The sequence below is a fragment of the Nostoc sp. LPT genome (genome assembly GCF_017115165.1).
Lineage (GTDB): Bacteria > Cyanobacteriota > Cyanobacteriia > Cyanobacteriales > Nostocaceae > Nostoc.
Genome location: NZ_JABXKF010000161.1, coordinates 84,013 through 109,892 on the forward strand (window position 1 = coordinate 84,013; position 25,880 = coordinate 109,892).

The 25,880-nt window shown below is 43.7% G+C and carries 26 protein-coding genes; 3 read left to right on the plus strand and 23 right to left on the minus strand.

Going from position 1 to position 25,880, the window contains the following annotated elements:
• Together HWQ58_RS30805 and HWQ58_RS30810 are read right to left on the minus strand one after the other, a co-directional pair.
• The coding region (locus tag HWQ58_RS30805; protein ID WP_292871444.1) for a HEAT repeat domain-containing protein at positions 1 to 585 on the minus strand (585 nt) is incomplete at its 3' end.
• A 466-nt stretch (positions 586 to 1,051) separates the two neighbouring features.
• Positions 1,052 to 1,528, minus strand: a complete 477-nt coding sequence (locus HWQ58_RS30810) for a hypothetical protein (protein ID WP_292871446.1) — start codon at positions 1,526 to 1,528, stop codon at positions 1,052 to 1,054.
• Between the two features lie 15 nt (positions 1,529 to 1,543).
• Here HWQ58_RS30810 and HWQ58_RS30815 point away from each other — a divergent pair, with 15 nt between their 5' ends.
• Positions 1,544 to 1,687: a hypothetical protein gene (locus HWQ58_RS30815; protein WP_292871448.1), complete on the plus strand. Its 144-nt coding sequence runs from the start codon at positions 1,544 to 1,546 to the stop codon at positions 1,685 to 1,687.
• A gap of 75 nt (positions 1,688 to 1,762) precedes the next feature.
• Here the strand turns inward: HWQ58_RS30815 and HWQ58_RS30820 are convergent, their stop codons facing one another.
• The 20 genes from HWQ58_RS30820 to HWQ58_RS30915 all read right to left on the minus strand — a co-directional run bounded on the left by HWQ58_RS30820 (position 1,763) and on the right by HWQ58_RS30915 (position 23,182).
• The gene (locus tag HWQ58_RS30820; protein ID WP_292871450.1) at positions 1,763 to 2,851 is read right to left on the minus strand and encodes a 2-aminoethylphosphonate aminotransferase; all 1,089 of its coding nucleotides are present in this window, start codon (positions 2,849 to 2,851) and stop codon (positions 1,763 to 1,765) included.
• A 49-nt stretch (positions 2,852 to 2,900) separates the two neighbouring features.
• On the minus strand, positions 2,901 to 4,079 hold the full coding sequence (aepY, locus tag HWQ58_RS30825) for a phosphonopyruvate decarboxylase (RefSeq protein WP_292871452.1): 1,179 nt from the start codon (positions 4,077 to 4,079) through the stop codon (positions 2,901 to 2,903).
• Between the two features lies 1 nt (position 4,080).
• Entirely contained in the window at positions 4,081 to 4,500 is a 420-nt protein-coding gene (locus HWQ58_RS30830; protein ID WP_292871454.1) for a hypothetical protein, read from the minus strand.
• Between the two features lie 23 nt (positions 4,501 to 4,523).
• Positions 4,524 to 6,179: a phosphoenolpyruvate mutase gene (gene aepX, locus HWQ58_RS30835; RefSeq protein WP_292871456.1), complete on the minus strand. Its 1,656-nt coding sequence runs from the start codon at positions 6,177 to 6,179 to the stop codon at positions 4,524 to 4,526.
• 179 nt (positions 6,180 to 6,358) lie between these two features.
• A complete protein-coding gene (locus HWQ58_RS30840; RefSeq protein WP_292871458.1) occupies positions 6,359 to 7,114 on the minus strand; it encodes a phosphocholine cytidylyltransferase family protein in 756 nt (251 codons plus the stop codon).
• Positions 7,115 to 7,206: 92 nt separating this feature from the next.
• Positions 7,207 to 7,581, minus strand: a complete 375-nt coding sequence (locus tag HWQ58_RS30845; protein ID WP_292871460.1) for a hypothetical protein — start codon at positions 7,579 to 7,581, stop codon at positions 7,207 to 7,209.
• A 198-nt stretch (positions 7,582 to 7,779) separates the two neighbouring features.
• Positions 7,780 to 8,100: a hypothetical protein gene (locus tag HWQ58_RS30850; RefSeq protein WP_292871462.1), complete on the minus strand. Its 321-nt coding sequence runs from the start codon at positions 8,098 to 8,100 to the stop codon at positions 7,780 to 7,782.
• A gap of 49 nt (positions 8,101 to 8,149) precedes the next feature.
• On the minus strand, positions 8,150 to 8,566 hold the full coding sequence (locus HWQ58_RS30855; protein ID WP_292871464.1) for a transcriptional regulator: 417 nt from the start codon (positions 8,564 to 8,566) through the stop codon (positions 8,150 to 8,152).
• Positions 8,547 to 8,849, minus strand: coding sequence for a type II toxin-antitoxin system HigB family toxin (locus HWQ58_RS30860; protein WP_292871466.1), 303 nt, complete (start codon positions 8,847 to 8,849; stop codon positions 8,547 to 8,549). The genes HWQ58_RS30855 and HWQ58_RS30860 overlap by 20 nt, the downstream gene beginning before the upstream one ends.
• 366 nt (positions 8,850 to 9,215) lie before the next feature.
• Complete coding sequence (locus tag HWQ58_RS30865; protein ID WP_292871468.1) at positions 9,216 to 9,821, minus strand: CDP-alcohol phosphatidyltransferase family protein; 606 nt, start codon at positions 9,819 to 9,821, stop codon at positions 9,216 to 9,218.
• A 494-nt stretch (positions 9,822 to 10,315) separates the two neighbouring features.
• The gene (locus HWQ58_RS30870) at positions 10,316 to 11,494 is read right to left on the minus strand and encodes a zinc-dependent alcohol dehydrogenase (RefSeq protein ID WP_292871470.1); all 1,179 of its coding nucleotides are present in this window, start codon (positions 11,492 to 11,494) and stop codon (positions 10,316 to 10,318) included.
• 88 nt (positions 11,495 to 11,582) lie between these two features.
• On the minus strand, positions 11,583 to 12,548 hold the full coding sequence (locus HWQ58_RS30875) for an L-dopachrome tautomerase-related protein (RefSeq protein WP_292871472.1): 966 nt from the start codon (positions 12,546 to 12,548) through the stop codon (positions 11,583 to 11,585).
• A gap of 257 nt (positions 12,549 to 12,805) precedes the next feature.
• Positions 12,806 to 13,648: an MBL fold metallo-hydrolase gene (locus HWQ58_RS30880; protein ID WP_292871474.1), complete on the minus strand. Its 843-nt coding sequence runs from the start codon at positions 13,646 to 13,648 to the stop codon at positions 12,806 to 12,808.
• Positions 13,649 to 13,798: 150 nt separating this feature from the next.
• The gene (locus tag HWQ58_RS30885; RefSeq protein ID WP_292871476.1) at positions 13,799 to 14,608 is read right to left on the minus strand and encodes an SDR family NAD(P)-dependent oxidoreductase; all 810 of its coding nucleotides are present in this window, start codon (positions 14,606 to 14,608) and stop codon (positions 13,799 to 13,801) included.
• 298 nt (positions 14,609 to 14,906) lie between these two features.
• Entirely contained in the window at positions 14,907 to 16,085 is a 1,179-nt protein-coding gene (locus HWQ58_RS30890) for a PepSY-associated TM helix domain-containing protein (protein WP_292871478.1), read from the minus strand.
• A gap of 152 nt (positions 16,086 to 16,237) precedes the next feature.
• On the minus strand, positions 16,238 to 16,363 hold the full coding sequence (locus HWQ58_RS30895) for a hypothetical protein (protein WP_292871480.1): 126 nt from the start codon (positions 16,361 to 16,363) through the stop codon (positions 16,238 to 16,240).
• A complete protein-coding gene (locus HWQ58_RS30900; protein WP_292871482.1) occupies positions 16,351 to 18,984 on the minus strand; it encodes a TonB-dependent siderophore receptor in 2,634 nt (877 codons plus the stop codon). The genes HWQ58_RS30895 and HWQ58_RS30900 overlap by 13 nt, the downstream gene beginning before the upstream one ends.
• 399 nt (positions 18,985 to 19,383) lie before the next feature.
• The gene (locus HWQ58_RS30905; RefSeq protein ID WP_292871484.1) at positions 19,384 to 20,409 is read right to left on the minus strand and encodes an AraC family transcriptional regulator; all 1,026 of its coding nucleotides are present in this window, start codon (positions 20,407 to 20,409) and stop codon (positions 19,384 to 19,386) included.
• Positions 20,410 to 20,601: 192 nt separating this feature from the next.
• Positions 20,602 to 22,257: a B12-binding domain-containing radical SAM protein gene (locus HWQ58_RS30910; RefSeq protein ID WP_292871486.1), complete on the minus strand. Its 1,656-nt coding sequence runs from the start codon at positions 22,255 to 22,257 to the stop codon at positions 20,602 to 20,604.
• A 46-nt stretch (positions 22,258 to 22,303) separates the two neighbouring features.
• A complete protein-coding gene (locus HWQ58_RS30915) occupies positions 22,304 to 23,182 on the minus strand; it encodes an NAD(P)H-binding protein (RefSeq protein WP_292871488.1) in 879 nt (292 codons plus the stop codon).
• A gap of 406 nt (positions 23,183 to 23,588) precedes the next feature.
• On the opposite strand from HWQ58_RS30915, the gene HWQ58_RS30920 reads away from it, so the two are divergent.
• Complete coding sequence (locus HWQ58_RS30920; protein WP_292871490.1) at positions 23,589 to 25,208, plus strand: cyclic peptide export ABC transporter; 1,620 nt, start codon at positions 23,589 to 23,591, stop codon at positions 25,206 to 25,208.
• Between the two features lie 59 nt (positions 25,209 to 25,267).
• Complete coding sequence (locus HWQ58_RS30925) at positions 25,268 to 25,498, plus strand: DUF6737 family protein (protein ID WP_292871492.1); 231 nt, start codon at positions 25,268 to 25,270, stop codon at positions 25,496 to 25,498.
• 92 nt (positions 25,499 to 25,590) lie between these two features.
• On the opposite strand, the gene HWQ58_RS30930 is transcribed toward HWQ58_RS30925, so the two are convergent.
• On the minus strand, positions 25,591 to 25,880 hold a 290-nt coding region (locus HWQ58_RS30930), incomplete at its 5' end, for a hypothetical protein (RefSeq protein WP_292871494.1).

Consider the following 25,880-nt stretch of genomic DNA (forward strand, 5'->3'; position numbering starts at 1 on the left):
GTCAGGGACATACTTGGCTGCGGCGTCTCCGAAGTTGCCCAATGCCGATGCCGCATTATAACGAACGTAGGCGGGAACCTTTTCATCCTTGAGGATATTGAGGATGTCAGGGACATACTTGGCTGCGGCGTCTCCGAAGTTGCCCAATGCCGATGCCGCATTATAACGAACGTAGGCGGGAACCTTTTCATCCTTGAGGATATTGAGGATGTCAGGGACATACTTGGCTGCGGCGTCTCCGAAGTTGCCCAATGCCGATGCCGCATTATAACGAACGGAGGCGTCCACCTTTTCATCCTTGAGGATTTCGGCAGCTTTCTCGGCAATATCCTCTGGTTTCTTCACCAGGGATTTTAAATCTTTGAGATTATATTCAACTAATTGCTTGAGAGCATATCCCTTAACTTGGTCAAGTCCATCATCAAGGGCGGCTAATATACCGTTAATCTGCCAATCTTGGGGTTTGGGTTTAGGTTTTTCTTTGGCGCTTACCCAAGGTAGACAAAAAAGGAAAGAAAGGATAAAGGCTAAAGCATAAAGGATAAAACGAGAAGGCTTGCTGCGGTGGCGGGGAGTTGTGACCATGTTTGAAGCAAGGTGGCAGATTACAAGCTGTTACGAGTATAATAACAACCTTGCAATCCGTAATTCCTGATTGAGAATGCAACTTGGTATCAACAAGTAGTAGGCGATCTACATTCACAAGTATAAAAGACTCGTCCACGAGTATTAAAGACTCGCTCACGAGTATCAAAGACTCTCGCGCGAGTATCAAAGACTCGTCCACGAGTATAAAAGACTCGCTCACGAGTATCAAAGACTCATTCACGAGTATAAAAGACTCTCGCACGAGTATAAAAGACTCGTCTACGAGTATCAAAGACTCTCGCACGAGTATAAAAGACTCTCGCGCGAGTATAAAAGACTCGTCTACGAGTATCAAAGACTCATTTACCAGTTGACAAAATAAAAAGGAAAAAAGAAAAGGAATTAAATCTCGCTTTAACTTTTCCCCTTTGACTCTTCCGGTATCTTTGGCAAGATTTTCAGCCTATGAACCAGAGTTAGTTTTAGTAGGTTTATTTTTAATAGCTTTAAAACGATCGCCTAACTGTTCAGCAATAGTTTTTAACCCTGGAGTTTTCTTAGCAGCAGTCTTCACGTAATCATAAACTGTCAAACTGCTGCCCATTGCTTCGCTGCCGACTGCCATTAAGGTATCATCTACTTGTTCTGTCAGTTGTCGCAATCCAATCAAAAGCTCAGTAAGTGTGATTGCTAATTGATAATCCCGCACAAATTCATCTACATCAAAGCTGGCTGGGAGAATTTCTCGGTTAGACTGGGCCGCAGTCAGGCTGGTATTGACGAAAGCTAGGCTTTTATCGCCCATCTTAAATAACTTGCGTCGTTCTTCCACACTCAGGGTAACGAGAAAAGGCATCTTTGCTTGGATAGTCGCAAACGCTGCTTTAATTTCTTGGATATCTGCTGGGGAAAGGGAGCCTGTAATATTTTGGTAAGCCATTGGATATTTACCGTAATGAATCTGTTTGTTATGATTCCCACTGGTAAATGCGATCGCACATCTCAACGTCAACCTGACTTTTCACAATATCTGGAAAACCTCTCTCCTTTTAGGCTACGGTGTACACACAAGTTTGCCCAGAGCGAGTTCCCAGCCTAAAAAGGTGGATTCAAACTGCTCAAGCCCACGAATCAAAGTAGTAATTTCGGGAGGTTTCTGAAGTGAAAAGTCAGTTTACCGAATAATTTCCTTAACAACAGCAACAAAGCGTTCCATGTCAGCGTAGGTAATAGCTCCCATTGTCGAGACTCGGAAAATAGATTGAGCTAAATTCCCCTGTCCAGAATAAATTATATAGTCCTGTGCTTTCAGTTGGTCGTGAAATTCTTCATAGCTGAAACCGTTTGGCAAGTAGTAGGCATTCAAGACAACGGATGAACTGCCAAGAGGAAGTAGGGGTTTAATTCCGATTGAGGCTAACCCGTCTCTGACTAAGCTGGCAAGTTGGTTGTAATGGCTGTGTCTAGCACGCCACCCTCCTGCTTCTGCCATTTCTTGCAAAGCTTCTGTTAAGGCATAAAATGTCTGTACTGATTGCGTAAAAGGTGTGCCGCCTCGGTCTTGTTGCTGGCAATAGGTTGCTAAATCTAAATATAAGGTGCGGGGGATGGTGTCTACTGAGGGCAGTGCATCCCGTTGCAGGATGACAAAAGATGTTCCGGGGACGCCATGCAGACATTTATTCGCTGTCGCAGCGCAAGCGGTGATTCCCCAATCTGCAAAATTTAGTTCCTCAGCACCAAAGCTGCTGACTGCATCTACTAATAGTTTGATACCGCGTTCTTGGCAAATTGGCGCAAGTTCCGCCAAATTATTTAAGCGACCGGTAGTAGTTTCGTGATGGACGACAGCAAGGTGGGTGATATCGGTGTTTTCATCCAGGAGTTTGATTAGACCGTTGATATCGATTTCGGCATTCCAAGGATGGGAAAGTGTAATGTAATCAATGCCGTGGATTTTGGCGATTTTAGATAGTCGTTCGCCATATACACCGTTTTCAATGACTAGTAATTTACCGTCTGTGGGTACTAAACTGCTAATCATCGCTTCCATCGCTGCGGTTCCAGAACCAGTGAGGAGAACTGCTGCCCAGCGATCGCTTCTAAGACCATAAACTTGAAGTAGCTGTTCGCGGATTCTGCTTTGAAGTTGGGAAAATTCTACTTCACGGTGACACAAATCGGGACGCAACAGGGCATTTCTGACGCGATCACTCAAATTGACAGGGCCGGGATTTAGTAAAATCATTTTGTCATTTGTCATTTGTCATTTGTCATTAATAAATTAAGAGTTTGGACTTTGAATTTATTAATTACAAATTAGGAATTATAAGGTCAGAACCAATATGTTTCATGAAGCGTTGTAAAACTTCTTCCGGGGTGAGGTTGGGTCTGGGTAGCTTTTCTAAAGTTCCGGGACGGATTTTCAGATGAGCGAATTTAGGTCTAGTGTTGCTATCTGCGGTAAATAAGGCATCTAAAATCGCTGGGTCATCTCCGGCTAATGTAACGCCGTAACCACACGCTTCGGCAATTTTGGCAAAGGAGATACCCGCAGAGACGGTGGCTTGTGCGCCTGTGGAATCGTGAACTTCATTATCTAAAAGAATATGGGTTAAGTTAGCACCGCCATAAGTGCCGATGGTAGCAAAATTACCCATTCGCATCAAAGCTGCTCCATCCCCATCAATTACTACTACCTTCAGGTCTTTCCGTGCTAAGGATAATCCCAATCCCATTGAGGAGGCACAGCCCATCGACCCAACCATGTAAAGATGATTGGCGCTGTCTTTACTAGCGAAGAGTTCGCGTCCTGTGTATCCGGTGGTGGCAATTACTACAGTGTTTTCTGGATCGGTAAGTTCCACAATCCGAGCCAATGCTTCGCTGCGAGAAATGCGTTGTTCTTTGTGATCCCGAAAAAAGCTTTGCTGAATATGAGCGCTATTACTATTTTCTCGTTCGGGGATAGAAGAACGAGTGAGTGCATGGGGGGCGATCGCTCCTTTACGCATAATTAAAGCATAAGGACAGCGTTCTTGTTGCATATAGGCTGTGGCTCTTTGCAGAACTGGTTCTATTTCTGCTGCATTTGTGGGAAAAAATTCCCAAGGTATAGTCATTGTTTGCAGCAATTTCTCTGTAATTTGCCCCATTAATTGATGTTGCGGTTCATCTTGCAACAAGCGATCGCCTCTTAGAGTACAAATCAGCAGCAGTGGAATCCGAAATATATAAGTAAGGGAAGTTAGCGGGTTAACTGCATTTCCCAAACCAGAGTTTTGCATCATCACCACAGCAGGTTTACCAGCAATTGCTGCTCCGGCTGCGATCGCTACAGCATCTCCCTCATTGGCTGCGGAGATATATCTAAGTTGAACGTCATTGATGACGTAGTTAATAAAAGGCGTGAGAAAAGAACAGGGTACGCCAGTGTACCACCCAAAACCAAGATTACGCGCAGCTTCTACAAATTCTTCTGCCTGGATCATATTAAGAGATGGGGAGTGGGGATTGGGGATTGGGGATTGGGGACTGGGGATTGGGGACTGGGGATTGGGGAGGAAAGATTATTACTTTGACCTCTGAACTCGGAACTTCGACCTCTGAACTCGGAACTTCGACCTCTGAACTCGGAACTTCGATTTCTGAACTCAAAACTTCGACCTCTGAACTCAAAACTTCGACTTCTGAACTCGGAACTTCGACTTCTGAACTCAAAACTTCGACTTCTGAACTCAAACCTTCGACTTCTGAACTCAAACCTTCGACTTCTGAACTCAAACCTTCGACTTCTGAACTCAAACCTTCGACTTCTGAACTCGGAAATTCAACTGCTGAACTCGGAAATTCAACTTCTGAACTCAAAACTTCAGCCTCAGAACCCAAAACTTCAATCTCACAATTCCCCATGCCCAATACCTAATGCCCCACTCCTATTGTTTTAATTGAAAAGCAAGGTCAAGATCGTCCAAAGAATTAACATCTAACCAGTTACCGCGAATATAAAGTACCTTGATCGGTTTGCCTTGCTCGATTAAATAATTGCATAATTCTGGCAAACCCAGACTGTTAAATTCCGGTCGTTTTTGCAACTCATTGAGTGCTTCACTAACCCATTGTCTACCTTGACTCCGCAAGCGCAACATCCCAATCCAGCGGCCGCTAGATTTTCCTAATTGTGTTTGTGTGGTTTTAGAAATGTTCAATAGGTTGACATCCTGTCCAAACAGAGAAAGATCGTCTGGAATTGAGCAATAAGCGTAGTCAGGTGAACCGCTAACAGACTTGCTGTTGGCCACAGAATCAACCACAGCCACAATTTCTCCCGGACATTCTAATAAATCTCGTAGGATGTAGCTTCTAAATAGTAAATCGCCGTAAAGCACCAGCATCTCTTCGCCAAAACTAGCTTGAGCGCAGGCTAAGGATGCTAATTCTCCCGTTGTTTCATAATCTGGGTTACGGATGACTTTAGTCCCCGGAACATTAATAGTTTCTGCTTTGTAACCGGCGACAACGGTAATATCGTTGATGGCAAGTTTCTTGAATTTGTCTACCAAAAGCCTAAGTAGAGGTTTACCTCCAAGGGGTAACATTACTTTTGGTTTATCTTGCGTCAACCCTGCTAACTCTTGTCCTCTGCTAGCAGCCAGAACGATCGCTTGGGTATTTTGTCGTCCGTTGTTAAAGTAGCGTTTTTCAGCTTCTTGGAGTTCATCCGCCCCCTGTAGCCGGAAAATTTCTTTTACCGAAGCAATATCATCTTCAATGTTGATTAAAGTTTCGCTGGCTTTCACTTCACGCGCGATCGCTTGCATACTAGCAACAGCAGATCGAATCAAATGGTTTGCCCAGATGACCAAATTAACTTCAGCTTTGCGAAAAACATCAGTAGGCGTGCTGTAATATTTAGTCGGTATAATCACTAACGGAGAACGACCCGCCCATTCTTTAGCAAAGGCTAGCACTTGGTCAGGACGCGATGATTTACTGTGAACCAGAATGGCGTTTGCTCCGGCGGCGTGGTAAGCTTCAGCTCGGCGCATTGCTTCAGAGAGATCCCACCCAGCGATCAAAGCTTCGAGTCGAGCGACGATGCAAAAATCTGGGTCTGTCTGACTATCTTTACCTGCCTTAATTTTGCCGCAGAATTCATCAATATCAGCCAAGGCTTGGCGACTACCGTTAATAAAGCTATTGGTTTTGGGAAAAAGCTTATCTTCAATACAAACTCCAGCAATACCTCGCTGTTCTAACTTCTTAACCAAGCGACGCATATTATTAAAATTGCCATAACCAGTATCTCCATCTAACAAAATGGGGATGCTGGTGACATCAGACATGAACTCCAGCATTTCCACAACTTGAGTCCAACTGGCTTCATTATTATCTCGAACGCCATATTGAGCCGAAAGGGCTAATCCACTCGCCCAAATTCCTTTAAATCCAGCCTCTTCCACAATTCGGGCGCTAATCCCATTGTGAGCTTCCATGATGAAGTCGAGTTGAGGCGATTCTAGTAATAACCGTAATTGGGCACTTTTATTTAATTTTGCAGAGGTGTTAATGGGTGCAAATATTTGATGCATTTATTCTACTTTTTTCAACCTATATAATATAGCGGTTCTCACAGACCTAATAAGAACAGTTTCTTCCCTACAAGGTAAAGAGAGTAAAATTCAAAGCCTCTCTCCTTTTAAAAGACAGATTTGGAAAGAAATCAAACTGTAATGCATCCAAACCAAAACCGCTATCAATGAAAATATTTTCAAACATTTTCTACGATTTCTATCTGAGGTAAAATCTCGTTTTGGGCGCGTTGAATATCCTGGGGAAAATCGATTTCGAGCCAACGTAATCCAGTGATGTCTTCGTAGCCAAATGTTTCTGGAGTTTCTAAGAGCAGATCCCGAATTACTTCTTCATAAGGTTCATTATTGCGTCCGTCTGCAACATACTGTTCTGTGCGAGTAGCAAGACGGTGAGCAACAGGACTTCCAAAGCGAAAGAATCCCACCGACTCACCGACAAAATCGTAAGCTAAACCAGGAGTTACTTGTTTGCGAAACTCTACTAGATAATTATCTCTGACACAAAGCTTCACTGGTTCATCCCCAGGTTCAAAATCACGATCTAGTAAGAAGCAGTTGGCGATATTTGTGTTCACCAGTCGTTCGATGATGCGGCGATCGTACAACACGTCTGCATCCATTAATAATATGTCATCGCCAGCAACTAAATGCTGACCTACAGTCCAAAGGCTGATCGTACTGCCTTTAGTGTAGTCAGGATTATAAATTGTACTGACCCAATTTTCGGCTCCTAATGCTTTGATTTCATCCTGAATTCTTTGTGCTTGATAACCCACAGCAATCACTACTTCATCAATTTGGTAATGACGGAGATAGTTAAAATGGCGCTCTAATAGAGATTTACCGTTAAATTTCAGTAAGCATTTGGGTTGGATTTGCCCGTCTTTACCTAAGCGTCGTCCAACGCCAGCAGCTAAGATAATTGCCTTCATCGTCAAGTCACCAACATTAGCTTAGACACCAGGAAATCTGGAAATTTTCCCAGTATTTTATAATGACTGTTTTTTGATCCAGACAATATTTGTTAATTAATTCTTAACATGGAGGAGGCAGGAGGGATGCAATCTGGTGGTGCTAAGAGCGAAACACTTGGCGAAAACCAAAATAGGCGATGTCTACAACGGGCTACGCCTACGCATCTTTCATATTCGAGCATATTCGAGACAAAACGTTTTAGCATACCCATGCGCGTGTCAGTGACGTACTCCAAAGTCAAGACAATGCGCTGTTCATTGTTACCCAAAGGAGTAACTCTGTGGTAAAGTTTGTCACCATTGAATAAGACTAGAGTACCAGGGGTTATGGAGAGCGATCGCATTTCCGTCTCCCGTTCAGGAATATCCTTGTAGAGTTGATATTCCAACTTGCTGAATGAATTATCAACTAAACCAAGCAACACTGTATAGCGTTATCCCACGATAGTAAGAGGTATCGTAGTGATACTGGATATGATCTCCAGGCTCAGTGTAATAGTACAGCGCGTAAGTATGGGGATCAGCATCAGGACAAGGAAGGAGTTTTTCTGCCGTAATTTTGTTAAGGAACTCGAAAAAGGCATTGAGTTGATAAAATTCTCCAAAAATCGGAGCAAGGCTGTCTAAACCAGTAATTCTGCCAACTGTAATACTTCTGAAGTGTTGGAGGCTTGCAGTTGATTAATGGCATTATTAACAGTATCGCTAATATTACCACCTGCTACAATTCCAGTTACTTCTGAACCAAGTAAATTACCACTAGCGTCACGACCAGCTTGAATATTAGTTGAGTGATTATCAGACATTGAATTATATGTTTGCGACATACTAATATAGTTTTCTATTGTATAATTCGCAACAACTAAAGCTTTACGAAGCAGATTTAAAACGGAAACTGATGATTCACAAGCATCTTTTTGTAACTCAAAAACTAATGAAGTCATAAAATTATTTAAATGATTGATCGCACTTCTACACTCAACCAATAACGATTTATTCAAGACTATTTGGGAAGAAAGCAGCAGGTGAAATATGAAAAAATTTTGCCAGTTCTTCAATGTGTCTAGTTGTTAGTTTACGCCGCTTTTTTAAGATGGCCGATATAATAGATTCTGTTTTGAAAATAGGTACTAAATCTTTTTGAAGTAGCCCATTTTCTTCTATCAAAACCTGAAGTAAATCTACTCCATAAATATCAGGCACGGGCTGCTGCATTTGTTCATACTCATAAACTAGAGTGCCTAAAATATTAAGATAATCTTTTTCATCTGATGTTAGCGGGGCGCTGTCTATCAGAGAATCAATAATTTTTTGGGTGGCAAATAACTCCTCCTCAGTCTTAATAGGACGAGGAGGAAATGCTTGCAGTAGCTCAATGTAGGTAGGGCGTTTATTTAAACCAAGGGTCATTTTTCCATTTGTCGGTATCGTACTCTGTATGGGTTATTATGTTACGAATAAATATTTTTTGGCTTTGATAGTCAATATAAGTAATAAGGCGATACTTGTTTCCTTGAATATTAAAAACTGTAAGTTCACCTACTGGATCGGCAGAGTTAAAGGCTTGGCGAACTTCAACTATATTCTGCCACTTGGCTGATTTTGCAACTTTGTTCCAACCACGTAAACTAGACTCAGCATCAGGATACTTTTGATAAAAAAGTTTCAGTGTTGTGGTAGAAATAATGTGCATAATAAATGAATTTTCTTAGGGTAAAGATCATGGGTGGCTCCTTGTATACTCTTTGCATCTCTCTAAATTTAGGTTTTACAACATCTATGCATCAACTTGGCGGATTGCTAAGTTGATTCATAGATTGCAACTTGTTTAACCTACTACTAACTTAGCAATTTGCTAAGTCGATGTCAAGTAGCTTAATGATTAGGGTTTCTCGCTTTACCCCAATAACGGTAGACTGTCGGTAAAAAGATATTTGTTACCAAGTTTAGAAAGTACGATGGCGTACTCATCCGCCGCAGGCGATCGCAAAATTTGATTATGCATTCAATAAAGCTAAAAAGCCTGTTTTATCAGCTTTCTACCCAATGCCCCGTTATATTAGTTTGATTCAGGCTGCGGGAGTGTCCAAAATTGCCAAATTACCCATACTGCAAAGGTTGGCGCACCAATTGTCGCTGCCATTAATAACGGCTCTAGTCCATTTAGTAAGGTAACTATGGGAAACAAATACAGCACGTCTTCAATGTCAAAACCGGCGAAATTTGGTTGACGGCTGGCGTCTTTACCTAAACGCTGTTCCATTTGGTTTCGCAAATGAAAGATGCAAGCAACAGACACGCCAGATACTATCCCCATCACCAACGCCCACCAACCAAATTTTCCCTCCCTAAGACCATATCCAATACACACAAACAATAGAATGTGGATGATAGCGTCACTAGCAAGGTCGTACTGATGTCCCCATTTGCTACTTTTCCCACTCAAACGTGCTAATTCACCGTCTGTATGATCTAGAAAGTTAGATAAAGCAAATAGCCATGCCCCAACCTTAACCCAAATAGTATCGCCAACTGCAATCGCTATGGCAGCCGCCAAACCAGTTACAAGTCTCACTGTGGTGAGATGATTGGGGCTTACCCAACTGTCTTTTAGAGGTCTAACTAGCCAATGAGCAAGTTGAGCATCCCAAGGCTTTGTGGTCATAGATGAACTTGAATTTGATATGGTCTTTTAATGTCCATAACACTGTAAATTACCACATCTACTTATAGATATAGATTTTTATTTAATAACTGGCGGTTTTAAGACAATACGCTTGGCTTTGTGAAAAATTGCTTTGTTGGGTTAAGCAAAGCGCAACCCAACAAAGCCCCGGAAATATTGAGTTTCGTTCCTCAAACGCCACTTGCTTCTCCCTTGGCGCTAGCCTCTCCCTTTGGGAGAAGGGGAGACGCTGCGCGAACTTTTCAGGTGTTCCCGGACAACGCAATGGCTCCCCAACCTACACACTTTAAGGCTTTTGGCGCTAACCCAAGCGTATTGGGTTTTAAGATGTCAATATTTGGATACCAATGCTGTAGCTTGATACTAGGATTACAGCAATTAAAAGTAAGCACAAGACCTGAGTCGAGTAGATAGGGGTTGTTCTAATCATGAATCCCACGGCTTTAAGGAAGCCGTGGGCGCATCAAAAGGTTTCAAGTAGACTGACCTGGCTTAAGTACGATCTTGATACAGTTGTCCTGCTTGTCCTTAAAAATTTGGTAGCCGTGCGGTGCTTGATCTAGCGGTAGACGATGGGTAATCACGAATGATGGATCGATATCGCCATTTTGAACGTGCTCGAGCAACGGACGCAAGTACCGATGAACGTGTGTTTGTCCCGTTTTCATGGTCAAGCCTTTATTCATGAAAGCCCCCATAGGAATCTTGTCTACAAAACCAGTGTAAACACCGGGAACGGACACAGTGCCGCCTTTGCGACAGGCAACGATCGCTTGACGTAGCACATTGGGGCGATCGGTCTCTAGACGCACTGCTTGCTTGGCCTTGTCATAGAAGCCTTCCAAACCCAAACCGTGAGCTTCCATGCCCACCGCATCCATTACCGAGTCGGGGCCGCGTCCACCCGTCATTTCTTTTAGGGCTTCACCCACCTCGACTTCTTCATAGTTGAGGATTTCTGCCCCACCGGCTTTTGCCATCTGGAGGCGTTCGGGAACGCGATCAATTGCAATCACCCGTGCAGCACCTAGAAGAAAGGCGCTTCTAATCGCAAATTGCCCTACAGGGCCACAGCCCCAGATCGCCACCGTATCTTCAGGCTGGATGTCACAGTTTTCCGCAGCCATGTATCCGGTGGGGTAGATATCAGTCAGAAACAAAACCTGTTCGTCTGTCAGCCCATCTGGAATTTTGAACAAACCAACATCAGCAAAGGGAACGCGGGCATATTCGGCTTGACCTCCTGCGTAACCCCCTGTTAAATGAGAGTAGCCGAAAAGACCCGATGGGGAATGACCCATTATTTTTTCTACCATCCAAGCGTTGGGATTGGAGTTATCGCACAGCGACCATAAATCCCGATTGCAGAAGAAACACGAGCCGCAGGAAATGGTAAAGGGGACGACAACGCGATCGCCTATATTTACATTCTTGACAGCCCTCCCCAACTCAACGACTTCTCCCATGAATTCATGACCCAGGATGTCGCCCTTTTGCATCGTCGGGTTGTAGCCATTATAAAGATGTAAATCAGAACCACAAATCGCTGTTGACGTGATTTTAACAATAGCATCACGCGGATTAATAATTTTGGGATCGGGTACTGTATCGACTTGGACATTGTTAGTACCTTGCCAGCAAACTGCTTTCATACGTTGAAATTTCCTTAAGTTAAGTTATTTGTTAATAGTGGAATGCATCTACCAGGAATTTTGTCAATTACCTTTCGTCAAACCGGATTCACCGCAGCAGAACAGGTTGAGCGTCAATGCGGATGCGGAATAGCGTATAAGGCTTCTGCCGCAGGTCTTTTCCTTTTTGGTATTTCGCCTGACGATGCAACTGGTTTGCCGTAACGTAAAGATACCCATCTGCGGCAACCGAGAGCGTATCTGTCCACATAAGATGCGGATCGTGCACTACCGTTTCCCACTCTCCACCGGAACGGCGGCGAAGGATTGCCTGGTGTTCGTAATTTGTTGCGTAAATATATCCTGCTGCATCTGATTCGAGTCCATCGGCACCACCCCCCTTGTCTCCCTCGTCAGTTACCGTTGCAGCAACGGCGTTATCGTCTATTGAGCGATCCACTAGTGCGTCAGTGGCAACACTGTAGAGCCGTCGGCTGGCGAGTGGACAGTAGTACAAGCTTGACCCATCAGCGCTAATCGCAATTCCATCTGCCCCCATTTTCAGTGGCTTGGTTTTGCCATCCGGCTGACGCTCCATAAACGGACGACCCTCGACAATTGGCAGAAAGCTTGTCGGTTCCTCCGCCTTGGTTGATGGGTGATCGTGCAGCTTGCGCCAGCTCTCGCCCGATGCTAAATCCACTACAATAATTCCGTTCGCCCCTTGGTCAGACGAATCCGTGATGAATGCTACGCCCTCAACACCACGCCGCAAGTCAAAGCGGATATCGTTTAGATAAGTCGTTGGCAGAGCAACATCCTGGGGGAAGAGAATTGTCTTGATGACGCGATCGCTTGCCAAATCCACACAAACCAGTTTTGGGCCGCCATACTGCGTTGGCTGGAACATTGGACTGCCAGTGTCGAGAATCCACAAGCGATCAACGGGATCGACAACGACACTCTGTACAGATACAAGCGTCGAAGCGAGATCGTTTTGGTTGGTGCGATTGATCGCCTCATCTGGATAAGCCACAGGGCGACCTTCCCGGATCTCAGCCACCGTGAACGCCACTTCATCGCCCCATTTGGGAAAATTGACGAAGATGCGCCCTTGATGGGATACCGTTACACCGGTTGGCATTGCACCATCAAAGTGAGTAACTGGCTCCAGGGTACCTAGCGACTCATCCGTAGGCAATTTCTGTAACTGAATAACCATGAATAATATCTCCTAAATCGAGCTAGGATTTGCTTAAAAAGTCAGCAGTATGAATCAGTTCTGGTTTGTATATCGGTCTTAGTGGCACGGCTTGGTAAATGATGAAATTTCTAGTTTTGAGAGCCGCTAGATTGGTCAGCGAACGCTTTGAACTCGACAGCATCGTGACTACAGAAGAGACGCACGTCCTGATTGTGATCGCTCGATAACGCGTGTAGCCGATCTTGATTGAGCAACCGAGCCTGGCGATCCACCTCCATCATCCATTGGTAAGCACGCAAACCTGGCGTGCAGCGTCTTTTGGCTGAGTCCATTTCGTGCCGATAAAAGTAGGCGTCACCTGCATGTAGGAGCCAACCCTCTGGTGTATCAATGGCGATACCAGCATGACCCCGTGTGTGACCTACAAGCGGGATAAAAAGAATCTCTGGCGGTAGTCCGTCGAGGTCACGTACTGCTTCAAAGCCGAACCAAGGTTCGCCTCCCGCCGAATAATACTTCCAGTGCTTAACCTCGTCCCACTGTTCTGGACGATAGCGGCGTCTGGCAATGAAGCCGTGCCGATCCTGGGCGGTTTCAATCTCAGCCTGCATTACGTGCACGGTTGCTTCCGGGAAATCTTCCAGACCACCGGCATGATCGAAATCGAGGTGGGTAAGCACAATATGACGCACATCTCGCGCAGAAAATCCCAGCCGCTCAACTTGATCGAGTGCCGTGTATTTTTTATCAAACTGGATGCCATTGAAATGAATGAAGAACGGGCTGAGGCGGGAGTAAGGCGACTTGATATCGCGCAGTCCGAAGCCAGTATCAATCAGAACAAGTCCCTGCTCTGTCTCCACAAGCAGACAGTGACAGACGAGGTGAGCCGTCGGGCCGCGACTGAAGCCATCGAAGAGGGCCCCGCCAATCGGGCACATGCAGCCGCAATTGAGATGATGAATTTGCATGAATCCTCCGTTACGACTCTGACTTTCAGACCATCCTAAATGTGTGAGATTACCGACTGCGCGATTAGCTTCTTTACTGCCCTTAGCCCAGGCGATCGCACCTTATTTAAAAAAAGTGCCAACTGAGCATATTCGCTTGATTAGGTGAAATTACTTATTGGCTGACCCAGGCTCACTGAGTTTGCGGTGCTGTTCAGCATTGACGGTATCAGGTAATACCTTACTTACATTGCCCTGAAGCTTCGTTTTGAGCGAACCGGCGATGATGTGATCCTTACCTGCCATCAAGGCTTCAAAACCCTGCTTGGCGACCTCAGCCGGATCGTCCTTTTGATCCGCGCCCACCTTCGTGTCGTCCATACCCGCGCGGTGGAAGAAGTTGGTATCGGTGGGCCCCGGCATCAGCGCGGTGACGGTAACGCCCGTGTCCTTCAACTCGTTGCGTAGCCCCTCTGAAAAGGAGTGGACAAAAGCCTTGGAGGCGGCGTAGACTGTCTCGAACGGGCCGGGCATCAAAGCGGCGATCGACGATGTGAAAAGGATTCGACCCTTGCCACGTCCAACCATGTCCTTTACTACTCGTTTGGCAAGATGTACAGAGGATACGACATTTAGGTTAATCAGATTAAGTTCGTCTTTCAAGTCGGTTTCACGGGCAAACTCACCGCCAACACCAACACCTGCGTTGATGGCGATCGCATCCACTGGTCGCCCAGTTGCCTTAATCTGGTTGTAGAGCATCTCAACTCCGTCATAACTAGCGAGATCGGCCTGTACCGTCTCAACTTTAGCACCCAGCCCTTCGAAGGCAATAGCCGCTTCGTTAATGCTCGATCCGGTGGCTGTGACTAGAAGATCAAAGCCGTTTTGAGCAAACTGTTTGGCGAGTTCGTAACCGATGCCGTTGGAGGCACCTGTCACAACAGCCAAGGGTCGAGTCAACGAACTGTTCATAACCATCCAAAACTCCTATGTAACCGCTCCCCACTCCTTGGCGATGGCTTGCTTTTTTAGCTACCAAATACTTCTGCGTGGACTGTGAGCTTTCAACTATTACAATGTTAGGCAGGTAGGAGTGCGATTGCGTCTTTCCAAGGAAGTATCGCGAGTGTGCCTTCAAGGTTACTTTTCTAGAGTTCCGTAGGTTGCCATGCTGATGCTTGTATCAACGGCATAAAAGGAGTCGGGTGTGACTGTGAGATTTCTATTGGGCGATGCCTTTGACAACCCCTTTGGTGTACGCAATAATATTTGTCAGTTAATTATGGCGTGACTGTGACATTTCTATTAGGCGTTCCCGCTTCGGGTTGCCTTCGGCATCGCTATTACTAGTTTTTGCGCGATAACGATACTGCCACATCACAAAGCCAGTGATAAATAAAACTAATGGTGCAAGTCCGACAAAGACGTAAAAAATTCGGGATGGAATTCCCCAGAAAGTACCATAGTGCAGAGGGACAAAGGAATTGATAATGCGATCGCCCAATGACACCTTCAAAGAACTATCCACTCGCAAAACCTTACCATTATATTGGTCGAGATAAACATTGCTTTGAGCATAGTCCTCAGTTTCTTGGGGAAGCTTAAAGCTAACCGTTAAGACTTCTTCTGGTTTACTTGGAAAAGAAATACTCCTGAGCGCTGCATCTGGTAAAGCAGCTTGAGCGGTTTTTAATTGTTCTTTGAGTCCTAGCGCAGACTTACCAGCAATGGGAACAGATACCGGAGTCGGTTGCTGTTTAGAGAAGGTGACAGCATAGATCATCGGGTTGATGAACTCACCAAAGCTCCAGCAAAATCCGGTGAAAAATGTGCATATTAGAAACACTGCTGTAATCACGCCAGCAACTTTGTGAACATCAAAGTTAAGCCGCTTGGGATGAGCATTCCACTTGATTTTGAAGCCAGAAATCAACCTGCGCCAACCAGGCCAAAGGATAATACCTGTAATACTCATGAAAGACATCAGTAAACCAATAATGCCCACAAACTTATAGCCAATGTCACCGCCTAAAAGAGCGTAGTGGAGTGGGTAGACAATTTCAAAAAACTTATTCACAAAAGTTGGCTTTAAGTTATTGCCGAGAATTGCTCCTGTGTAAGGGTTAACGTAGTTTTCGTTCCAGTCCTTTTCCTTAGTTTTCAGGAAAACATTCATCGGCTCATTTGGCTTCGAGGGCAGGTAAATCGCCTGGAGAGTTGCATCTGGTTGATTGCTATATGTCTTTTTCACCATGTTCAAGACAACCTCAATGGGCAGTGCTTCACCTTGAGGGGTGATTGTGCCAATTTGGCGCTGCTGATCGAAGCTGCTAATTTCTGAGTGGAAGACTAATAAACTACCTGTCAAGCCGACGATAATTGCAATCAGTCCCACCGCTAAACCAATGTAGCGGTGTAGGGTAAAAACTAGATGACGAAAGGATTTGACTTGCATAGTAGATGCTCTACAACTAGAGAAACAATTTGATGCGGTGATCGCATTGCGTGAGGAACTGAGGACAAGAACGCAGGCATGATTGAAACACTGGGATAAAATAAAAATATTCCAGCCATAAGGCATTTTTACAATGACATCAAAAGAACAACTTATTCAAGCAATTGAGCGATCGCTAGATGAGGGTGTGTTTCATTCCCAGTAATTCGCGATCGTCTTTTATTAAACCTGCTGCGGCGATCGCCTTCTATTCCCCTCACTTCCCTTAAAACTCCCACGAAACTGTACCTTGCACAGTAAACGGATCGCCTAGTAGACCCGCAGACTCAAAATAGTACAAGTCAAATAGGTTTTTGAAATTTAGCGCAGCACGGAACCTGTCTCGCCTGTAAAAAATGGCGGCATCAGTGCTGACATAGCTGGGTAATATATATTGCGAATCATTTGGCAGAAGTGCTTGTCTTTCACCAACATAAAATACTCCGACTCCAAAGCTTAATCCTTGCAAACTACCAGATTGAATTTCGTATGTTGTCCATAGGCTAGCAGAATGTTTTGGTACGTTATCAAACTCGTCACCAACTGGAAGGGTGTTGTCTTTTGTGACTATTGCATCCGTAAAGGCATAGTTAGCAATAATGTTCCATCCCGGCAAAATTTCACCAGACACATCAAATTCAATACCCCGGCTACGCTGTTCACCGATTTGAACAAAAAATCCTAATTCTCGACGGGCTGGATCGAGATCCTCAGTAAGGACATTGGATTTGGTCAAATCATACAAAGCCAGGGTTGCAGAAAGCTTGTCATTCAAATCTACTTTCACACCCACTTCATACTGTGTGCCGTCTTCTGGTTCAAACAAGTTACCATCAAAATCTCTTCCACCCACTGGGTTAAACGAGCGACTGTAGCTAGCGTAGAGCGAAATTGGCTCTATTGGTTGATAGACAATCCCAACTCTTGGGCTAAAGGCTTGCTCTTGTGGGGACTCGGTCAATTCCTCACCAATAGCCCCTGCTCTTGAATTTGCAATATCGTAGCGTCCCCCCAAAAGCAGTTTGAAATTTTCCGCCAGGGTCACTTGATCTTGGATATAAAAACCATATGAGTCTGCTTGACTTCTATCGGCATATGCAAATTCATCATTTAGGCCGAGCCTGATTCGTTGACCATATACGGGGTTGAACAAATCAAGCTGGTTAGCAGCTCCACCACCACCAACGTCTGAGCTTTCCCCCCATTTGTAATTAAAGCCGATTACTAGTTGATGCCCAATGCTGCCTGTCTGAAATTTGCCAACTGTATAAGTGTCAAAATTATAGTTCTCACTAGTGGCTCTATTATATGAATAGTCTCTATCTAGAGTACGTAAATTTTCGGTTAATCCAGCATCTAGTAAACTTCTATCATTTACAACCCGAGAAAATAGGAAAGCACTGCGTAGCTGCCAGTTTTCGCTAAAGCGATGCTCAAGGTCGTAGCTAGCTTGATATTTACTTATTTCTGTTCTTTTAGGATCTGGCCAGACAGGATTACGATTGCGAGGGATTCTGCCATTAGGATTTGGTAATAAACTACCTTCAAATGGGATACCAAAATTACCATTATCTTTGCTTCGCTCTTTATATTCGCCTGCTATAGTGAATTTGGTGCGATCGCTGATTTGCCAGCTAAAAGTAGGGGCGACAACGTATTGTTGCTCGTCGTAGAAATCAACAAAACTCTCTGTAGTCAGAGCAGCAACGTTGAGACGGTACAGTACAGTTTTACTATCATTGAGGGGGCCTGAAAGGTCTATTGCACTGCGATAAGAATTGTAACTCCCAGCAGAAGCTTCAATGAAATAGTAAGGTTCTGCCAGAGGTTTTTTGGTCACAAGATTGACAACACCACCCGGCGAACCTTGACCATAGAGAACAGAGGCAGGCCCTTTAAGAACCTCAATCCGCTCAACATTAGCAAAATTAAAACCACTATCTATATTGTCGCCGCTCAACCCATTTGTAATGATATTACCTTGCGAGAGAAAACCTCGAATATTAGGTAGTGCATTATTTCCACGGGATGAAGAATTACCTACTTGTCTCACACCGGATACGTTTCTTACTGCTTCGCCCAGGTTCGTTACCTGCTGATCCTTCAGTACTTGCTGGGGAATTACCTGAATCGCCTGGGGAATATCGCGCAAGGGTGTATCAATTTTGGTTCCGACTGAGGCATTTGGTACACGATACCCATCTTGCTCTCCCGTTACTACCAACTCAATCGGCTCATCACTCTCTGCCGATGGTTGTTCTGGCTGAGTTTCGCTTGCTGGCTGTTCAGTTTCCGGCTGTGGTGTTTGTGTTTGTTGCCCAGAAGCAGCCGCACTGGCAACAGCAAAAACCAAACCCTCCCTCGGACTATCATACAACTCCACAACTGGCAAACCCGCTTCACCCGTTACTGTCAGCCGGATAGTATTGGCATCAAAATTAGTGGCAGTTACAGTAGTAATTCCCTGTGCTGGTTGCTCTTGGCTAAATTTGTTACCTGATGGCAGAAACAATTGAGCATTTTTAATATCAACAATGAAGTTATTACCTTGACTCTTGACATCTATTTGCAATTTTTCCGATGCAGTTGTTTCTAAAATTACGTCAATTCCTTTATTTGTGGTGTTTACCTTAACTTGAGTGATTTTCACCACTAAATCATTGTCTGTATTTTGAGATAACAAGTCTTTGGCAGTGGTTGAGAGAGGTTGTGAATCAATGAATGTAGGTATTTCAGTGATGACTTGACTCCCTTTTGATTTAGCCAAGGCTGCTTGAGTAAGTAATAGGGGGGCGAAAATCCCAATCCCTAGATTAAAAATAAAAAATCGCCAAGGTTGTTGCAAGATGTTGCTCCTCACAGAAATTTAGTCCAAATTTTTATTAAAAAATATTTGCAACTATTTTAAGGAGCTTACGTATTTACAGGACAACAAATCTAGGCCATGAAGGACAAAAATTAGGCCATAAAGGACGAGTTTTAACTGGTCGCGGTGATGGTGTAGTATTAACTTTTACTCTCTTATATCATGTCCGCCTAATTAGTTATAATTCCCGCATCTATGCAAAAAGTGCAAAAGCCTTTTTCTCCCTGCTCCCTGCAAGAACTGCAAGAACTGCGGTCTAAATGATAAGTCTTTAACCGGACACGATATTATTCCCATATCTAATCTGGTAGGGTGCGTAAGAGAGCGGCATAACACACACTACAAAACTTATTCCCAATCCCAATCCTTATTATTCCATAGAATAAAAAATCATCATTCCATAACAATCTTTTTCCCGGCTCGACAAGCACCAGGGGTAATACCAAACTTGCGCTTAAAAGCGTTTCTAAAATGACTTAGATGTGAGTAACCAACCATATTTGCCACTTCTTCCACAGTCATTGTGCCCTCTTGTAAAAACTGCTTTGCTTCCTCCAAACGGTAAGAGCGCAAACAACCAAATGCAGTTGTTCCAAAAATCTCACGAAAGCCAAGTTTTAGCTTCATATGATGCAGCCCGACTTGCTGTGCTAAATCAATCAGTGAAGGTGGCTGGATGTGATTTTGAATTAAAATTTCTTTAGCCTGGTAAACCCTTTCCACATCAACAGGCTTGAGACTAGTAAATGGATACTGTCCCTGTTGAGTTTCGACAAACTGAGTCAATTGCCACGATAGAAGTTCAATGACTTTGCTTTCTAAATACATCCGCTTCATCATCCCCTGATGAGGAGAATGCAAAATTTGCTGCAAAGCAAGATTCATTTGGTGGGTGATGTGACCAACTTGACGATGAAATAGAGGCAAAGTCTCAGACTCTAGCAGTACTTGTAATGTTTCAGGTAGAATTTCTGAACCTGTAGAAAATGACCTGAAGAAATCGAAGTTAAAAAGAATTAAAATTGTCAGTTCTGTACCTACTGCCACTTCGTCAATTTGTTTAATATCTGACAAATAAAATAAATAGTTTTTACCTGGTTGGTGTATATAATCAGCTTTGAAGGATTTATCTTGATTTCCAGAAATCACTATCCTACTACTTCCAGCTAGGTGAAACCGGGCTACAATCCATTGATGACTGTCAAACAAGGTTTCTACACTTAAGTCTTTGAGCCATGTGCCATCATACAGCAGCAGACGCACTCCGTGTCTCAGTTCACCTTCTCGATAACTGCCTGTAACATAGCGATCGCTATATCTAACAATGCGATCATAACCTTCAGTATTGTAGGTAACTTCATAACCCTTGCGGTTTTCAAGATGCTGTTGATGGTATTGTGCTGATGTAATTGTCTCCATAGCCTTTGACTGCTCAACCACAAGTATCTTTAGTATCTTGCAGAATGGCGACTTTATTTTTAGTCGAAGCAGCGAAGCGATCGCTTAGTTTGCTCCCATTATGATCTTGACTGTTACACTAAGGCTCTAACATGAGTTGCAGAATCTTGTTGTAACAGTCCCCACCCTAAAAAAATTGCAATAAAGCAACAGTTAGCTACGAACTTTGGTAAGGATTTTTTGGGAATAAAATGAAGCTGATTCTTCATTTTTGGCACAATCTTGGGCAAACTTAATTAAATGATGTCCGACAAGTCCAACGTGAATCAAGTTCTCAATATCACCTGCTTTTAATGCTGGCTTGGCCATTTTCCAAAAAGTTTGACGATAGTTACTAAATATACCTATCCGCAGCAAAATATTGGTTAGATAAGTTAAACCTTTGCGAATATTAGCCCCAGAAGTGCGAGATGAGCTGTTAGGTACTTCGATGCGGTTTGGATAGGTGTGTTCCATGTTGTAGGCAAACCGCTGATATAAAAATTCCGGCTCATAAGCAGTTGTGATGCAGCGCCGCCACATCTCAACAACTTGCTTGTAGGGCATCAAAAACTCAACATTTGATTCGCGGCTTTCATCAAAGACAAGTCGCCCTTCTGCTTCTAATCTCCGCCATAATGGAGTTCTCGGTAATGCATGAAGTAGGTTAATTGTCAACATGGGAATTTGCGATGCCCGAATAAATTCGATAATTCGGTCTGCTGTTTCTGGTGTATCTGTATCTAAGCCGATGATGATTCCTGATACTACTTCCATGCCATAGCTATTTAAAACCTGAATCGCTTTTAAGATTGGCATACTCAGATTTTGGTCTTTGGAAATCGCATGGAGAGCATTTGGTTCTGGTGTTTCGATCCCGCAAAAGATTGTGCAGAAATAAGCTTCGCGCATCATTTCCAACAGCTTTGGACTTTGAGCTAGATTCAGCGTTGCTTCACAGGCAAACTGAATGGGGTAGCCATTGCGTTTTTGCCAGTCAATCAGGTGAGGAAGCAACTTCATGGCGGCGCGGCGATCGCCAACAAAGTTATCATCGACAAAATAAACTGCTCCTAAATTGCCAGATTGTCGCATTGCGTCTAACTCCGCGACTACTTGCTCTGGTGTTTTCATCCGGGGACTATTGCCATAGAGTTCAGGTATATCACAAAACTCGCAGCGATAAGGGCAACCACTAGAAAACTGTACATTTGCCAAGAAATAATCATTGATATTCAGCAAATGATAAGCTGGGGTGGGAAACTCTGTTAAAGGGAGACGTTCCTTGGTTTCAAAGCGAATTTGCCCTTGGGGACGTTGAGAGTTTTGGTCTAGATATTCGATCATGCGATCGCTTCCATCTCCCAATTCACCCAAATTTAAAATGTCAAACTCAGGATAATATTCTGGACACCCAGATACCGAGGGCCCACCTACGACTGTAATTTTGCCCGCTCGATGGGCAAGTTCGTTAATTTGATTAATCTGTGGTTTTTGGATATGCATTCCACTCACAATCACCACATCAGCCCATTGATAATCAGCTCTGGTTGCTGATTTGATATTCTCATCAATAAACCGGACTTCCCATTCTTTAGGTAAGTAGGCAGCCACAATTAAAATACCTTGGGGTGGCATAAAAGCCCGGACATTACCCATAAGTGGGTAAGCGTGATGAAAAGTACCAAAGGAGCGGCTGTACTTGGGAAAAATACACAGAATGCGTCGATGGTGCGAAGGAACGTAGCGGGTTCCTTGAGTGACAGAAGCGGTTTTAGAATTGTCCGCTACATTAATTTGGTTCTCTAAAGACTTTAAATTCACAGTCATAGGCTGCCCCTTTTGATTAAACTTTGGACAAAGACAATCAACCTTTTTAAAAAGCAGCAGCAAATTCAAGAGCAAAATCTTCCAACTTTACTTTGCCCATAGCAATTGGCTTATGCAGTTCATAATCCTGCCGCGATGCGCCGCTGTGAATGCTGGTGCCCATTTCAACAAAGTTGACCGCAATATGTGCCGGCATTCCACTCTCTTCCAAACCGCTTTGTGTTTGCTCATCAGTAAAGGTTACCCATTTTAAATCCGGCTTGCCAATGGCGGCGCCTAAGATGTGAGCGGTTTCGTTGGCCGTATGCTCGTCACTTGCCACATAGCGCACTTGCTTGCTGGTAGCAGGTGTTTCTATCTCTTTTGCAGCGGCGGCGGCAATATCTCTTGGGGCAACCATTACAAGCTTGTCGTCGCCACCATAGTTTGCGCCAATAAAGCCCAGCCCTTTTATCATATCTACAAAGTTGTAAAGATTGTAGTAGAAGTAACCAGGGCGCAGATGCGTAATGGCTACGTCTGACAGCTCATTCAAAATGCCTTCTACATCGTGAGAACCGAGGATGAATCCGGTGCCCTTATCTAAATGCGCGCCCATACTGCTAAGATGAACCACACGCTTTACGCCCGACCGTTGAATGGCTTGTGCATAGTTGCTGCCAGTTCTTTGGTAATACTCTCTTGGATCTGGCACGGTATAGTTTGGCGGCACCATAGCATACACGGCATCGGCACCAGTAAAGGTGGACACCAGGAAATCAACATCTGACAGTGAGCCGATAGCAGCGGTGGTGCCCAGAGCTTCAATGTCTTTTTGCTTTTCCGGCTTGCTGCTGATAACCGTAACCGCATGACCTTTTTGCACTAACTCCTTTGCCAGTGGCTTGCTGATGTTTCCTAACGAACCTGTTACTATAACTTTCATAAATATTTCGTTTTGTTTGCGAGGGTTTCTGAATTGGTTAGTGCTAGTTGTTTTGGTGAAGTCAATGGTAATTATTAGGATGGGCGTAGATTCCTTATAATTTCATTTTTTGAAACTCTTTTCAATAATATAAGTTTTATTAAAAATTTAGGTATTATTTAGAACTAATATGTACGGGGAATTGAATTGGCGTAGGCGTAGCCCTTGAGAAAAACTTTGCGATTTACTGACCTTGTGCCTTGTTCATCGTCATATTTGAAGGGGTGTTTAACTGGTAAAATATAAAATCTACCCTAGCAATGCAAATTTAATTGGTTGGCAAACAACTATTATGGAAATCGTGCATGGGACATAAAAAGAGAGATTTTCATTTTTTGTTGTATCCAACTGGGTATAGGCATTTGTCATGAATTTGATTTACTTTCTTTTGCGTTCTTCATGGGGAATGGTAGCGATCGCGATCGCTACTGGATTCTTGAGTGGCGGTAGTAGTGCTGGCTTGATTGCCCTAATTAGCCGTGCTGCTAGTAGCGGTAGTGCTTCCCGCCTCACATCAATAATTTGGGGTTTTGCGGGACTGGCTATAGTTGCACTGATTACCAGTATCATTTCTCAAGTGATGCTGATCCGCCTTTCTCAAAATGCTGTTTTGCAATTACGGATGCGTTTGAGTCGCCAGATTCTTGCTTCCGAGTTGAGTCATCTGGAACGCTTAGGGAATCCTCGATTATTGGCAACTTTAACAGAAGATATTCAGGCGGTTGCTAATGCTGTTTATCAGATGCCTTTCATCTTTATTAATTTAGCGATCGTCCTGGGTTGTGTAACGTATATAACCTGGCTTTCTTGGTTAGTACTGCTGATGGTTTGTGGGATTTCAGTAGTTGCGATCGCTAGTTGTCAGTGGCTACTTAACAGAGGCGGGCAATTGCTAACTCTAGCTCGTGAAGATGAAGATCAACTGTTTAAACATTTTCGCACCATTACCGAAGGAGTCAAGGAACTCAAACTAAACTACAAGCGGCGTGAAGACTTTGTAGAAGAGAAACTACAATCAACTGCTAACGAGTTCCGTGATCACAACGTTAATGGTCTAAGCCTTTTTGCTATAACTTCAAGTTGGGGTCAACTCATATTCTTTTTTGCCCTCGGTTTTGTTCTATTTGTACTGCCTAATCTGCTTACCATCAATCCCGAAACTCTCTCTGGCTACATTTTGACTTTCACTTACTTGGTGTTACCAATGGATAACATCATCAGTAAACTTCCTCTATTAAGCAAAGCCAGCATTGCTTTACAAAAAATTGAGTCACTGGGTTTATCTCTAGCTAGTCGAACTGAAATATCAACTGTTCCACCTGCCCTGAATTCTAACTGGCACAGCTTAAAATTTAAAAGTGTTACCCACACTTACTACACAGAACAAGAAGACAATAGCTTTATTTTTGGCCCCATCGACTTGACACTGCATCCTCAAGAATTGGTTTTCATTGTCGGCGGTAATGGTAGCGGTAAATCTACATTAGCTAAACTAATTACTGGGCTTTATGTCCCAGAAAACGGCGAAATATGGTTTGATGATCAGTTAATTAGCGAAGAGAATCGAGAATGGTATCGCCAGCATTTTTCTGTGGTATTTTCCGACTTTTACTTATTTGAAGAACTTTTGGGATTAAAAAATTTTCACTTGGATGCTCAAGCGACAAAATATTTACAACAACTGCAATTAGACCATAAAGTGAAAGTTGAAAATGGACAAATTTCTACAACTGCTCTTTCTCAAGGACAACGAAAACGGCTAGCTTTACTCACAGCTTACTTGGAAGATCGACCAATTTATCTATTTGATGAGTGGGCAGCCGATCAAGATCCAGTATTCAAGAAAATATTTTACACTCAACTTCTCCCAGAACTGCGATCGCGGGGTAAAACACTGCTGGTAATTAGCCATGACGATCGCTATTTTCATTTAGCAGACCGAATTATCAAACTTGACTATGGAAAAATAGAGTACGATAAAACTTAATCTGTCAAAACAATTCATAATTGTTAAAAGAATATTTGGAGTTTGACTAAATAAAACTAATGTCTGAACAAAAGCCTATAAGTCCTTGGAACTACAAACCTTGGTGGTGTCAACCCTGGTCTATAGTTCTCACAGGTGTAACACTGATTGGTGGTAGCTGGTTACTATTTAAAACTATCTGGCTAACAGTTCTCGTTTCCATCCCTATAGGAACGTGGATGGCATTTTTTGTGTTGTTTTGGCCACAACTAATGATTCGCAGTGGAATTTTGGAGTCGTATAAAGAGTAGTTTGAGCTTGATGTAATGCTGGAAATTAGTCCAGGTAGAGAAAATTATTCCACTGCGTTAGAGATTTAGCATCTCAGATCGTGTGCAGCTAATTATATCAAGTTCGGGTGATTACTTGTAATAAAATCTATCAATGTAGCGACTGTCTTAAAAGTCAAGCGATGCCTACGGCGGGCTACGCCTACGCACCTGTGTACTTGATCGCGGTGCGACAAAGTTTGAAGTACTCCAATACGACTTCGGAGTACCTCAACACGATTTTCAAGTACCTCAACACGACTTTCAAGTACCTCAACACGACTTTCAAGTACCTCAACACGACTTCGGAGTACCTCAACACGACTTCGGAGTACCTCAACACGACTTCGGAGTACCTCAACAC

Bases quoted from the DNA above. Each gene is read 5' to 3' on its own strand.
- HWQ58_RS30850 (WP_292871462.1), bottom strand. From the start codon at position 8,100: ATGACTTCATTAGTTTTTGAGTTACAAAAAGATGCTTGTGAATCATCA.
- aepX (WP_292871456.1), bottom strand. From the start codon at position 6,179: ATGCATCAAATATTTGCACCCATTAACACCTCTGCAAAATTAAATAAA.
- HWQ58_RS30830 (WP_292871454.1), bottom strand. From the start codon at position 4,500: ATGGGGAATTGTGAGATTGAAGTTTTGGGTTCTGAGGCTGAAGTTTTG.
- HWQ58_RS30910 (WP_292871486.1), bottom strand. From the start codon at position 22,257: ATGACTGTGAATTTAAAGTCTTTAGAGAACCAAATTAATGTAGCGGAC.
- HWQ58_RS30865 (WP_292871468.1), bottom strand. From the start codon at position 9,821: ATGACCACAAAGCCTTGGGATGCTCAACTTGCTCATTGGCTAGTTAGA.
- HWQ58_RS30885 (WP_292871476.1), bottom strand. From the start codon at position 14,608: ATGGTTATGAACAGTTCGTTGACTCGACCCTTGGCTGTTGTGACAGGT.
- HWQ58_RS30905 (WP_292871484.1), bottom strand. From the start codon at position 20,409: ATGGAGACAATTACATCAGCACAATACCATCAACAGCATCTTGAAAAC.
- HWQ58_RS30815 (WP_292871448.1), top strand. From the start codon at position 1,544: ATGAATCTGTTTGTTATGATTCCCACTGGTAAATGCGATCGCACATCT.
- HWQ58_RS30925 (WP_292871492.1), top strand. From the start codon at position 25,268: ATGTCTGAACAAAAGCCTATAAGTCCTTGGAACTACAAACCTTGGTGG.
- HWQ58_RS30870 (WP_292871470.1), bottom strand. From the start codon at position 11,494: ATGAAAGCAGTTTGCTGGCAAGGTACTAACAATGTCCAAGTCGATACA.
- HWQ58_RS30820 (WP_292871450.1), bottom strand. From the start codon at position 2,851: ATGACAAATGACAAAATGATTTTACTAAATCCCGGCCCTGTCAATTTG.
- HWQ58_RS30890 (WP_292871478.1), bottom strand. From the start codon at position 16,085: ATGCAAGTCAAATCCTTTCGTCATCTAGTTTTTACCCTACACCGCTAC.
- HWQ58_RS30840 (WP_292871458.1), bottom strand. From the start codon at position 7,114: ATGAAGGCAATTATCTTAGCTGCTGGCGTTGGACGACGCTTAGGTAAA.
- HWQ58_RS30855 (WP_292871464.1), bottom strand. From the start codon at position 8,566: ATGACCCTTGGTTTAAATAAACGCCCTACCTACATTGAGCTACTGCAA.
- HWQ58_RS30860 (WP_292871466.1), bottom strand. From the start codon at position 8,849: ATGCACATTATTTCTACCACAACACTGAAACTTTTTTATCAAAAGTAT.
- HWQ58_RS30880 (WP_292871474.1), bottom strand. From the start codon at position 13,648: ATGCAAATTCATCATCTCAATTGCGGCTGCATGTGCCCGATTGGCGGG.
- HWQ58_RS30920 (WP_292871490.1), top strand. From the start codon at position 23,589: ATGAATTTGATTTACTTTCTTTTGCGTTCTTCATGGGGAATGGTAGCG.
- HWQ58_RS30810 (WP_292871446.1), bottom strand. From the start codon at position 1,528: ATGGCTTACCAAAATATTACAGGCTCCCTTTCCCCAGCAGATATCCAA.
- aepY (WP_292871452.1), bottom strand. From the start codon at position 4,079: ATGATCCAGGCAGAAGAATTTGTAGAAGCTGCGCGTAATCTTGGTTTT.
- HWQ58_RS30915 (WP_292871488.1), bottom strand. From the start codon at position 23,182: ATGAAAGTTATAGTAACAGGTTCGTTAGGAAACATCAGCAAGCCACTG.